Source organism: Streptococcus sp. KHUD_013 (assembly GCF_052588545.1).
On the sequence record NZ_CP186264.1, the window covers coordinates 118,825 to 131,090 of the forward strand.

The following is a 12,266-nucleotide window of genomic DNA, read 5'->3' on the forward strand; positions in this document are numbered from 1 at the left end:
GTTGTGAAATTTTTTAAAGATATTTTTGTCTTGCTGAAAAACACGACTTGGCCAAATCGCAAGGAAAGATGGAAAAATTTTATCTCAGTAATTGAGTACACCGCTTTCTTTGTAGCTTTGATTTATTTGTTTGACCAAGTAGTGGCTAAAGGTATTTTGAAGATCATCGATATGTTCTAAAAAAAGAACAAATCTGCGTCCCCTGTGGATGCTTTTTTTCTTGTCTTGCTGAAGAAAAACAAGAGAAACTTCTTTGCTTTCTCCGGTTTTATGTTATAATGGAGCTAGGAAAACAAGAGCCAGAAGGCTTTTTTTAGTATCGTGATGAAACGAACCCCTTCTGGTAGATAAGAAAGGAAATAAAAATGGATAGTTTTGACAAAGGCTGGTTTGTCCTACAGACCTACTCAGGATATGAAAACAAAGTGAAGGAAAACCTTCTTCAACGCGCACAAACCTATAACATGTTGGAAAACATCTTGCGTGTAGAAATCCCTACTCAAACTGTGCAAATCGAGAAAAACGGGAAGACAAAAGAAATCGAAGAAAATCGCTTCCCTGGTTATGTCTTGGTAGAAATGGTCATGACGGATGAAGCTTGGTTTGTCGTTCGGAATACACCAAACGTAACTGGATTTGTTGGATCACACGGGAACCGTTCAAAACCAACTCCACTTTTGGAAGACGAAATCCGTAACATCTTGATTTCGATGGGACAAACCGTTCAAGATTTCAACATTGATGTGAAGGTAGGAGATACTGTACGCATCATCGATGGAGCTTTTGCAGATTACACTGGTAAGATCACAGAAATCGATAACAACAAGGTGAAAATGATTATCACCATGTTTGGAAATGACACTGTGGCAGAAGTCAACCTCAATCAAATTGCAGAATTGTAAGGAATGAAAGAGAGTGGGACAGAAATCGGTCCTTCGTTAGAATTCGATTTCGTCGTCCCACCTCCGCACAGCTTCAACAGTCTGGGAGACTGTTGAAGGTTGCAGATAAAGGAAACTTTGTTTCCCTCATTAGGTCATATTTGGAGCTTAAAAGCGAACAAAGATACCAAGCAACCACTGCGTCTTGCTCGACAATTCAAAGGCAATTGAGAGGCTAGGACTTTTGTCCCAGCCTCTTATTCAAAGAAACCCTCCAAGACGTTGGTCTTGGAGGGTTTGTGTGTTATGAAAAGGACTTCTATCCCATCGGTGAGAAAATCAGCTGAGCGCTTGAATAGGATTAGAAAAGAATCCCGAAAAAGGGATTTTTATGCAGGTTCAGAGACTTGGAAGACTGTTTCTTTGTCAAAACCGACAGAGTAGTCCTTTCCGTCTTCACCTTTCCAAGTAAAAATCGTCGCGTAGCCAAAGACGAAAACAGTTTCTGGACGGCCGTGTTTTTCAATGACTTCTTTAGCTGTCATTCCAGGTTGAATATCCTTGAGATTCGTAACCTTTTTAGAGTTAGGCAAGGTTGCAATTTTGTTAGTGGCTTGACCTTTTTCATTAAAATCAATCAAGATAGCACTGCCATCTCCATGCCAGTAAGCACCATTGCCAGAAGTGGAATCAGTAGGACCTAACTTGCTGATGGCTTCTTCTTTTGAAGTAGGAGCAAGGGCTTCATTTCCAACAAGGATTTCCACTTTGATTTCTTTGAAGGCAGCCCATTTTGGCATTTCAGGGATATCCCCGATAGCTTCTAGTGATTCTCCTTGGTCCATCAAGCTCATTGTATAGTTAGGATCCTCGCGCGTGTTAGAGTCTGAAGAACTATGAGAATGATCATCGTCGAAGCCTGATGAAAAATCCTTTTTGCTGGATGACTTTTTAGAGTATGAACTTCTAGAACTCTTAGAGCTTTTAGAGGTTTTTTTAGAGCTGCTAACAAGAGGTTTTCTTTGATGAGTCTCTTCTTGTGCTGGTTGGCAAGCAGCGAGCATGGCCAAAGAGAGGATGCTGAGAGCATATAAGGTCACTTTTTTCATCATATCTTTTCCTTTCATGATTGGAAAACACGATCACTTACGAAGGGGTGAAAGTGAGATTCAATCAAGCTGATGTATCAAAAAAGCCCATTGCTGGGCTCATAGATATTTGTTTGTGAAGGCGGTAGACGGATTTGAACCGACGATCAAGCTTTTGCAGAGCCGTGCCTTACCACTTGGCTATACCGCCACAACATATTCTATTTTATCTTAAAAATCAGATAAGGTCAAGAAAAAATTTCAGACAAAAGGTCTATGAAAGGGAAAGAATGAGAATTTTGCAGAAAAAATAAAGGAAGGAGGGAGACTCTGAAGAAAAGCAGGAAAGTCTAGGAATTTCTCTCAAATGACTTGCAAAAAGCTTCTAAATCTGCTATACTTATAAAGTTGCGTAAAGCAATAAATACTCATCCCGGAACCATTGTGGCACCGTTGCCCTTGTGGTCGTGTTGCAAGCTGACGTCTGGGAGAGGAGAAAAAAACAAAAAGGAGAATTTACTCATGGCAGTAATTTCAATGAAACAACTTCTTGAGGCTGGTGTACACTTCGGTCACCAAACTCGTCGCTGGAACCCTAAGATGGCTAAGTACATCTTCACTGAGCGTAACGGAATCCACGTTATCGACTTGCAACAAACTGTAAAATACGCTGACCAAGCATATGACTTCATGCGTGATGCTGCTGCAAACGACGCAGTTGTATTGTTTGTTGGTACTAAGAAACAAGCTGCTGAAGCTGTTGCTGAAGAAGCTGTTCGTTCAGGTCAATACTACATCAACCACCGTTGGTTGGGTGGTACCCTTACTAACTGGGGAACAATCCAAAAACGTATCGCTCGTTTGAAAGAAATCAAACGCATGGAAGAAGAAGGAATCTTCGATGTTCTTCCTAAGAAAGAAGTGGCACTTCTTAACAAACAACGCGCTCGTCTTGAAAAATTCTTGGGTGGTATCGAAGATATGCCTCGTATCCCAGACGTAATGTACGTTGTTGACCCACACAAAGAGCAAATCGCTGTTAAAGAAGCTAAGAAATTGGGTATCCCAGTTGTAGCGATGGTCGACACAAACACTGACCCAGACGATATCGATGTAATCATCCCAGCTAACGATGATGCTATCCGCGCTGTTAAATTGATCACTGCGAAAATGGCTGATGCTGTTATCGAAGGACGTCAAGGTGAAGATGCAGTTGCATCAGTTGAAGCTGAATTGGCAGCAACTGAAACTCAAGCAGATTCAATCGAAGAAATCGTTGAAGTTGTTGAAGGCGACAACGCTTAATTCGTATAAATAGTAATTACCTAGGAGGGCGGGGCTTAGCCCGGCTCTCCTATTTTTAAAAAAATATAGGAGAAACAAAATGGCAGAAATTACAGCTAAACTTGTTAAAGAGTTGCGTGAAAAATCTGGTGCTGGTGTCATGGACGCTAAAAAAGCATTGGTTGAAGTTGAAGGTGATATCGAAAAAGCGATCGAATTGCTTCGCGAAAAAGGTATGGCTAAAGCAGCTAAAAAAGCTGACCGTGTTGCCGCTGAAGGTTTGACTGGTGTTTATGTGAACGGTAACGTTGCAGCAGTAGTTGAAGTAAATGCTGAAACTGACTTCGTTGCGAAAAACGCTCAATTCGTTGAATTGGTAAACGCAACTGCGAAAGTAATCGCTGAAGGTAAACCAGCTAACAACGAAGAAGCTCTTGCTTTGACAATGCCTTCAGGTGAAACTCTTGAAGCAGCATACGTATCTGCAACTGCTACAATCGGAGAAAAAATCTCATTCCGTCGTTTTGCTTTGCTTGAAAAAACAGACGCACAACACTTCGGTGCATACCAACACAACGGTGGACGTATCGGTGTTATCTCTGTGATCGAAGGTGGAGACGAAGCACTTGCTAAACAAATTTCAATGCACATCGCTGCAATGAAACCAACTGTTCTTTCATACAAAGAATTGGATGAGCAATTCGTGAAAGATGAGTTGGCACAATTGAACCACGTGATCGACCAAGATAACGAAAGCCGTGCAATGGTTGGTAAACCAGCTCTTCCACACTTGAAGTATGGTTCTAAAGCTCAATTGACTGACGAAGTGGTTGCTCAAGCTGAAGAAGATATCAAAGCTGAATTGGCAGCTGAAGGTAAACCAGAAAAAATCTGGGATAAAATCATACCAGGTAAAATGGACCGCTTCTTCTTGGACAACACGAAAGTTGACCAAGCCTACACTCTTCTTGCTCAAGTTTACATCATGGATGACAGCAAGACAGTGGAAGCTTACCTTGAATCAGTAAATGCTTCAGTTGTTGAATTCGTTCGCTTTGAAGTTGGTGAAGGTATTGAAAAAGCTTCAAATGACTTTGAAGCAGAAGTTGCAGCTACAATGGCAGCAGCTCTTAACAACTAAGAATAAAAAATAAGAGGTTTCGATGGAAACCTCTTTTTTTTGTAAGATAAAGTGATCTAGCTATTTTATGTAAAAAATAGGTTGTCTACATACTAAGAGGACTGAAACAGATGTTTCAGTCCTTTTAGTGATTAATGCGCAAAGGTATCCAGTCCAAAGAGGAGCGAGAGAAATCCCATGATGAGACCTGCTAGGACAACTCCCAGCATAACAGCAAGGACGCTCCGTTTGAAGTCCCAGTCTAGAATAGAGGCGGCGAGGGTTCCAGTCCAGGCTCCAGTTCCTGGTAAGGGAATACCGACGAATAGGAGTAGGGCCCAAAAGATTCCCTTATCCCCTGCAGCTTCTTCTAGTTTTTGTCCTCCACGATGTCCCTTGTTGAGACACCAGGTAAAGAAATTCCCTATAACAGGCTTTTCTTTACCCCACTCCAGGATATGGCGAGCGAAAAAGAAAATAATAGGGACAGGAAGCATGTTGCCAACGACCCCAATCAGGAGGGCTTGCCAAAGAGGAATTCCGCTAGAGATGGCGTAGGGAACAGCTCCACGAAGTTCTACCAGAGGAATCATGGAGATCAAAAAAGTAATAATGTAGTTCATGTGTCATCCTTTCAATTCATCCTTTTCATTCTACCTTATCTCCGCTGGAATGACAACTGTTTCAAACAGGAGAATTCCTTTTGAAGGCATGTGAATAGAGGGAGCTCGAATCCTTTATATTAAATTGGGATCATCCTCACGATTTCTTTCTCAAGTTCTCGTATATGAAAGAAATGTTATTATAGATTAATTCTCTAGACAAGGCTATTTTTGCTAATAAAAATCAGTTCGACAAAGTATAGTTCTTTCAGTACAAACTATATATTCTTAGCTAGCTCTCTTGTTTAAGCCTCAACTTTTGGTATAGTTAAAATGTAGAGTTTCTTTTTTTGCAAACGCATTTTAGAAAGCGCTTACATTGTTAAAAATCCCAAGAGGAGGTTAAATATGGGAAAGTCTTTTTTTGAAAAGCGCAGTGTATTTAGTATTCGCAAGCTCGCGGTTGGAGCTTGTTCTGTATTAATCGGTGTATCTTTTTTTGGAGCTCCATCTGTCTTAGCTGAAGAAGAAGGAAGAGCTGTAACAGAAGAGGAGATGACAGCCACAAGGGAAGCGTCAGAGGTGACGAATGGAGAAGTTGGGACAAGTGATAAAGCATCAACAACCTTAGAGACGCCTGCTGTGATTACTCCTGAAAAAAATGAGAGCGAAATCGAAAAGCCACAGGGGGAACCTCAAACAAGTGAACGTTCTGCTGGGGCTACTGAAGAGGCTACGAAGGATCAAAAACAAGTAGCGGAGGAAATGGTGCAAGATCGCGAACGAGACTTTAACAAGGACTGGTATTTCAAGTTAAACGCAGCTCCTGGTGCAGAAGGTCGCCAGGTGGATATCAAAAACTGGAAAAAATTAGATTTGCCACACGATTGGTCAATCTTCTTTGACTTCGATCACAATTCTCCGGCTCAAAATGAAGGGGGACAATTAAACGGTGGGGATGCTTGGTATCGCAAGACCTTCCGTTTGGATGATAAAGATCTAGATAAGAAAGTTCGCTTGGAATTTGGCGGGGTTTATATGGATTCAAAAGTCTATGTAAACGGACAATTCGTGGGTCATTATCCAAATGGCTACAATGCCTTTTCTTATGATATTACCCCTTATTTGAATGCGGATGGAAGTGAAAACACCATCGCGGTTCATGTGGTCAACCAACAACCAAGTAGTCGTTGGTATTCTGGAAGTGGGATTTATCGTGATGTCAAACTCAGTGTGACGGACAAGGTCCATGTGGCTAAGTATGGAACCACCATCACTAGTCCAAAATTAGAAGAACAACAAAATGGGGCAGTCGATACCCTTGTGAAGAGTCGTATTGTCAACCAAGATGATCAAGCCCACAGTATTTATGCGGAATACGAAATCGTCGATCAAAATGGTCAAGTGGTCAGTGAAAAGGTACGCAGTGAAGTGCAATCCGTTTTGGCTGGTCAAGAGATCAACCTGTCTCATACCCTTCATGTTGAAAAACCAACCCTCTGGGATGTCAAAACCAATAACCCAGCCCTTTATACTCTGTATACACGGGTTTATCGGGATTCGCAATTGGTCGATGTGCAAAAGGAACGCTTTGGTTATCGCTATCTCAACTGGACACCAGAAGGTGGCTTCTTCCTTAACGGAGCGGCTACGAAATTCCATGGTGTTTCCCTTCACCATGACCATGGGGCCCTCGGAGCTGAGGAAAATTACAAGGCTGAATACCGCCGTCTCAAACAGATGAAGGACATGGGGGTCAATGCCATCCGGACGACCCACAACCCAGCGAGTGAACAAACTCTGCAAATTGCGGCTGAGTTGGGCTTGATGGTCCAAGAAGAAGCCTTTGATACCTGGTATGGTGGCAAGAAACAATACGATTACGGTCGATTCTTTGAAAAGGATGCAACACATCCAGAAGCTCGTAAAGGGGATAAGTGGTCTGACTATGACCTTCGGACCATGGTAGAGCGAGGCAAGAACAATCCTTCTATTGTGATGTGGTCAATCGGTAACGAAGTCGGTGAAGCAGATGGATCGGATAAGTCTGTCGCAACCGTTCGTCGTCTGGTCAAGACCATCAAGGAAGTAGATGCAACCCGCTATGTCACCATGGGAGCTGATAAATTCCGCTTTGGTGATGGTTCAGGAGGCCATGAAAAGGTAGCCGCAGAGCTCGATGCGGTTGGATTTAACTATTCAGAGGCCAACTATGAAAGCCTACGCGCTAAACATCCAAACTGGCTCATTTATGGTTCTGAAACCTCTTCCGCAACGCGGACACGGGGCTCTTACTACCACCCTGAAAGAGAATGGGTCGGTAGCAACCAAGAAGACCGCCATTATGAACAATCAGACTACGGCAATGACCGGGTTGGTTGGGGTCGGACAGCGACAGCCTCTTGGACCTTTGACCGTGATCATGCCGGCTATGCAGGACAATTTATCTGGACTGGTACCGATTATATCGGTGAGCCAACACCGTGGCACAACCAAAATGACACACCTGTGAAAAGTTCTTATTTCGGTATTGTCGATACTGCCGGCCTTCCGAAGAATGATTTTTACCTTTACCAAAGTCAATGGTTGTCAGCTGAGAAACATCCAATGGTCCATCTCTTGCCACATTGGAACTGGGAAAATCCAGAATTGGCCAATCGTGTCATGGATGAAGAAGGTCGGATTCCTGTTCGTGCCTTCTCCAATGCCCACAGTGTGGAATTGATTGTCAATGGGGAATCACAAGGGGTCAAGACCTTTACCAAGAAGACCACAGCAGATGGCCGGACCTACCAAGAAGGGGCAAATCCGGATGAACTCTATCTAGAGTGGTTGGTCCCTTATGTACCAGGTAAAGTGGAAGCTATTGCGCGCAACGAAGCAGGCGAAGTGATTGCCCGCGATCAGATTGAAACAGCTGGGAAGCCAGCCGGTGTTCGTCTATTGAAAGAAGAACACGCGATTGCGGCAGACGGCAAGGATCTGACCTATATTACCTATGAAATCGTCGATGAAGAAGGTCGTGTGGTCCCAACTGCCAATAATTTGGTGCATTTCCATTTGCATGGTCAAGGCCAAATTGTCGGTGTCGATAATGGGGAACAAGCCAGCCGTGAACGCTACAAAGCGCAGGAAGATGGCTCATGGCAACGTCGGGCCTTTAACGGCAAAGGGGTTGTCATTGTCAAATCGACTGAGCAAGCAGGTGCCTTCACCCTGTACGCAGACTCAGACCGCTTGCAATCAGACCAAGTCAGCCTCTTTACAGGTAAGAAGGACCAAGCAGAACGCTCTGTCTTGGGAGTCGAACCGGTTCGGACTCAAGTGTACTTGGGACAAAATCCTGAACTTCCAAGTCACGTATCTGTTGTTTATAGCGATGGCAAGGCCCAAGAAGAAGCCGTTGAATGGGATGCGGCAGACTATAGCCGTGCTGGCCAAGTCCGTGTGACAGGTCATGTTCAAGGACGCACGGTCGAAGCTCTGGTCGATGTAATCGGCGTGGAACAAGTCCTTCCAGTTATCAAACAAATCCCACAGGGAGCAGATCTAGCGACAGTGGATAAGACTGTGCAATTGGTCTTCACAGATGGCCGGACAGTTAGCTATGAAGTTGATCAATGGACCTTGGAAGCTGGTCAAGAATATCAGTTGTCCACACCAGGAGCACGCTTGAAAGCGACAGGACTCCTAGGCAATGGGGAGGCCGTCCAAGCGACGCTAGTGGTTGCAGGAGGAGATGTAGCCAAGGCTAAGAAACCAACGGTTCAGCTAGATGGAGTAGCTCTTCCAAAATTTGGTAGTGGCAACCATACTATTTTCCGTACCCTCGCTTATGGCCAAGAGCCAGGTCAAGTCACAGCTAGTGCAGAAAATGCTCAAGTGACGGTCTTACAAGCTAATCGTGAAAATGGTTTGAAGGCTCAAATCTATGTGACTGCTCAGGATACGGGAGCTGTACAGACCTATGTGGTCCAATTCCAAGAAGAAAGTCCACAGATCCAGCGCCTAGAATTGCGTCTGCCAGAAGGACAGGAACTCAAGGAAGACCAAACGGTACCACTTGAAGTCATTGCCCATTACCAAGATGGTAGCCAGGCAAGTCTCAAAGCAGATCAAATTGATGTGAAGACAAGAGCTGGTAGCCAAGGAAAAGCCGTCGCAACCAATAAAGGTTTAGAATTGCGGGAAGCAGGATTGGTTCATTTAGAAGCCAACTTCCAAGGACAAACAGGAGAAGTCAGCTTTACCATCACGCCAAATCCAGAAGAAAAGACGGTTGTCAAGGTGCGTCCTGTACGAATCAGTACCGATCGAAACGTGTTGCCAGCTCTTCCAGAGACCGTCTTGGTCGAGTATGACAAGGGATTCCCGAAAGAAAAACGCGTGACCTGGGATGCTGTGACCGCAGATCAAGTCAAGGATTACCATAGCTTTACAGTCACCGGTCATGTAGAGGGTGTGGAAAAAGAAGCCCAAGCTCAAGTCACGGTTGAAGGCATTATCGCTGTAGAAGAAGTCAGCACCACCACTCCAGTCGGAGAAAAACCAGCCCTTCCAGAAAGCGTGCGGACCTATCACTCTAATGGTAAGACCTATACTGCTAAGGTGGCATGGGATGCGGTCGATCCGCAACTCTTGGCCAAAGAAGGAGAAGTTGTCCTCTCTGGTCGTGTAGAAGGAACGGATCTTCCAACCCGTCTTCATATTCGTGTTTCCGCAAATACAGTCAAGGGGGCCAACGTAGCAGAGCAATGGACAGGATCAGTCTTGCCACTCGCTTTTGCAAGTGACTCTAACGATGCGGATCCAGTTGCTAAGGTCAATGATAAGGTCATCTCCTTTACCGATGCTCCAGCTAACCGTTGGACCAACTGGGGCCGTGACAATGCGGAAGATTCTGTTGGTATCTTGTTTGGGGATTCTGGTATCTTGACCAAGCGAGCAGTGGACAACCTCCATGTTGGTTTCCATGAAGACCACGGCGTTGGGGCTCCAAGTGAATATGTGATTGAGTACTATACAGGGGAACAAATCCCAACTGTTCCAAGCAATCCAAATCGTGTTAAAGATGAAACAGACCATCCATTTAACAATCCAGCCAACTGGAAAGAAGTCAGCAACCTAACCGTTGAAGAACCGGTAGCAGCTGGCAAGATGAATCATTTCAGTTTTGATAAAGTCGACACCTATGCCGTTCGGATCCGCATGAAGACACCAGAAGGCAAGCGTGGAAGCTCTATTTCAGAGATTCAGATCTTTGCCAATAAGGTGGCGGCAGAAGAAAAGAGCCAGGTGACCATTCGTGTCAACGGTGAGGTTTTACCAGGAGTTAATCCAAGTGTGACCGATTACTACATCGATGCGCGTGATCGGGCTTATCCACAAGTGGAAGCGACAGCTAGCCATCACGGCCTTGCAACGGTTGTGCCAAGCGTCCATGAAGGTGAGCCAATCCGTGTCATCCACAAAGCGGAAGATGGCACCATCTTACAAGAATACCGCCTCCATCTCACAAGCGATGCAGAAAAACTGAAACAATCTGCTCCAGTAGCAGTGGAAGCGGGTCGCCGTTTTGTGAAAGTCGGTCAAAATTTGGTTTTACCATCTACAGTAGGTGTCTACTTCAAAGGAGATACAGGCTATGACCGCAAAGAACTGACGGTGGACTGGCAAGCTGTACCAGCTGATGCGCTTTCTCATGAAGGCAGCTTCACGCTAGAAGGAAAAGTCCTTGGCTATGATCTGACGGCTCAGCTGACCGTCCGGGTGTCAGAAAAGACAGGAGAAATCCTCTCTGTGAACCGTGACTACAATGCAGAGGATACTAGAGCCTTTGCCAGTGAAACCAATGATCTCGATCCAAACCAAATCGACTATATCGATTACATCAATGATGGTGGCTACAACGAGTATTATCGTTGGACCAACTGGAAGAGAGAACCAGATCAAACAGAAGTGTTTGCCGGTCTCATCTTCAAGAAAAATGGTCAAGTAACAGAGCGTTTAGTCAATAAAGTAGCGGTCGACTTCTTTGCAGATCAGGAAACAGGCCTGCCAACCAAGACGGTTCTTGAACGCTATATTGGCCCAGACTTTGATGTTCCGGATGATTATGGCAATCTGAAAAACCTTCCAGAACATCCATTTAACCAAGCCTCTAACTGGGAAGAAATTCCTTATAGCTTGGATTACGCCTTTGAGCCTGGTTATATCTCTAACCTCAGCTTCAATGAAACCAGAACCAAAGCCATGCGTTTAAGAATGGTCCGTGATGAAAATCTAAAAGGAATTGGAATCGTTGAATTGAGTGCCTATGCTCCAACTGAAGAACCTAATGCAACGACGGATGTCTCTATCCAAGTAAATGGCAAAGAGTTGGAAGGGTTCAATCCGGATGTGACGGATTATCATCTAGAGTACGAGGGAGAACGTCCAATAGTTTCAGCACAAGGTAAGAATGGAGCAGCCGTTACAGTTGTTGATGCTAAAGATTCTAATGCACCTGTCCTTGTCAAGGTTGTATCAGAAGATGGTAAGATAGAGAAAATATATCAAATCTCACTCCTAGCGAAAGCACCAATAGGCTCAGCTATTCCTGAAGAAGGTGTGAAGAATTTGGTCCATACCAAGCCAGAACTCATCATTGAGGCAGAGGAACTTGATTTTGCGCGTGAAGAACGTCTAAATGATAGCTTGCCGAAGGGTGAGAAGCGTGTGGTTCAAGAAGGGCAAAAAGGCCGTAAATTGCGCTTGGTGGAAGTATCACAAGAAAATGGAGTGGAATCTCGTAAGGAAGTCGATGCTTTTGTAGAACTAGAGCCAGTGGCAGAAATTACAGAGGTGGGTACTAAAGAAGAGGTGCCAGAGACTCCGCAGCCAGAACCACAACCAGAACCACAACCACAACCACTTCCAAACCCGGGAGTTCCTCTTGTGCCAGAAAGACCAGTGCAAGCAACAACTCATCAGTCCTCTATGGAGGTTAAAGCGGTGCACCATGAAGTGACGGAAGTGGCAGGTAAGGAAGTCGAGAAAGAAGCTCAAACTCCAGCGGTTTCGCCTGCTCCAGTTTCCGAAGGGACTTTACCGAATACGGGAACAGAAGAAAGCGTCGCAAGCCTCGTTGCAGGTCTCCTAGCAGCAGGACTTGCTGGTGCTGTGCTAGATGATAAGAAAAAAAAGAGCCGATAAGGCCAAGTAAAAAAGCTGGATAAACCAGCAAACATACGGTGAAAAGATCACAGGTAACAGAAAGAGGATGGGGAAAGTCTCCACCCTCTTTACCTGA

7 protein-coding genes and 1 tRNA gene are annotated in these 12,266 nt (G+C 44.7%); 5 read left to right on the forward strand and 3 right to left on the reverse strand.

The window, feature by feature from the left end:
- The first annotated feature begins 3 nt into the window (after positions 1 to 3).
- Together secE and nusG are read left to right on the forward strand one after the other, a co-directional pair.
- Entirely contained in the window at positions 4 to 180 is a 177-nt protein-coding gene (secE, locus tag ACOXXR_RS00540) for a preprotein translocase subunit SecE (RefSeq protein ID WP_023024653.1), read from the forward strand.
- Between the two features lie 185 nt (positions 181 to 365).
- Positions 366 to 902, forward strand: coding sequence for a transcription termination/antitermination protein NusG (gene nusG, locus ACOXXR_RS00545; RefSeq protein WP_006595435.1), 537 nt, complete (start codon positions 366 to 368; stop codon positions 900 to 902).
- Positions 903 to 1,270: 368 nt separating this feature from the next.
- Here the strand turns inward: nusG and ACOXXR_RS00550 are convergent, their stop codons facing one another.
- Both ACOXXR_RS00550 and ACOXXR_RS00555 read right to left on the reverse strand, forming a co-directional pair.
- On the reverse strand, positions 1,271 to 1,993 hold the full coding sequence (locus tag ACOXXR_RS00550) for a hypothetical protein (RefSeq protein WP_023024651.1): 723 nt from the start codon (positions 1,991 to 1,993) through the stop codon (positions 1,271 to 1,273).
- Positions 1,994 to 2,109: 116 nt separating this feature from the next.
- Positions 2,110 to 2,180 (reverse strand) — tRNA-Cys (locus tag ACOXXR_RS00555).
- Positions 2,181 to 2,491: 311 nt separating this feature from the next.
- Between ACOXXR_RS00555 and rpsB the strand changes: the two genes are divergently transcribed.
- Both rpsB and tsf read left to right on the forward strand, forming a co-directional pair.
- Positions 2,492 to 3,274, forward strand: a complete 783-nt coding sequence (gene rpsB, locus ACOXXR_RS00560) for a 30S ribosomal protein S2 (RefSeq protein ID WP_042507486.1) — start codon at positions 2,492 to 2,494, stop codon at positions 3,272 to 3,274.
- A 79-nt stretch (positions 3,275 to 3,353) separates the two neighbouring features.
- Entirely contained in the window at positions 3,354 to 4,394 is a 1,041-nt protein-coding gene (tsf, locus tag ACOXXR_RS00565; protein ID WP_023024647.1) for a translation elongation factor Ts, read from the forward strand.
- Positions 4,395 to 4,525: 131 nt separating this feature from the next.
- On the opposite strand, the gene ACOXXR_RS00570 is transcribed toward tsf, so the two are convergent.
- Positions 4,526 to 4,996, reverse strand: coding sequence for a COG2426 family protein (locus ACOXXR_RS00570; RefSeq protein WP_048716691.1), 471 nt, complete (start codon positions 4,994 to 4,996; stop codon positions 4,526 to 4,528).
- A 387-nt stretch (positions 4,997 to 5,383) separates the two neighbouring features.
- On the opposite strand from ACOXXR_RS00570, the gene ACOXXR_RS00575 reads away from it, so the two are divergent.
- The gene (locus tag ACOXXR_RS00575; protein ID WP_445278526.1) at positions 5,384 to 12,169 is read left to right on the forward strand and encodes an Ig-like domain-containing protein; all 6,786 of its coding nucleotides are present in this window, start codon (positions 5,384 to 5,386) and stop codon (positions 12,167 to 12,169) included.
- Positions 12,170 to 12,266: the final 97 nt, after the last annotated feature.

Bases quoted from the DNA above. Each gene is read 5' to 3' on its own strand.
- nusG (WP_006595435.1), top strand. From the start codon at position 366: ATGGATAGTTTTGACAAAGGCTGGTTTGTCCTACAGACCTACTCAGGA.
- ACOXXR_RS00550 (WP_023024651.1), bottom strand. From the start codon at position 1,993: ATGATGAAAAAAGTGACCTTATATGCTCTCAGCATCCTCTCTTTGGCC.
- rpsB (WP_042507486.1), top strand. From the start codon at position 2,492: ATGGCAGTAATTTCAATGAAACAACTTCTTGAGGCTGGTGTACACTTC.
- tsf (WP_023024647.1), top strand. From the start codon at position 3,354: ATGGCAGAAATTACAGCTAAACTTGTTAAAGAGTTGCGTGAAAAATCT.
- ACOXXR_RS00570 (WP_048716691.1), bottom strand. From the start codon at position 4,996: ATGAACTACATTATTACTTTTTTGATCTCCATGATTCCTCTGGTAGAA.
- ACOXXR_RS00575 (WP_445278526.1), top strand. From the start codon at position 5,384: ATGGGAAAGTCTTTTTTTGAAAAGCGCAGTGTATTTAGTATTCGCAAG.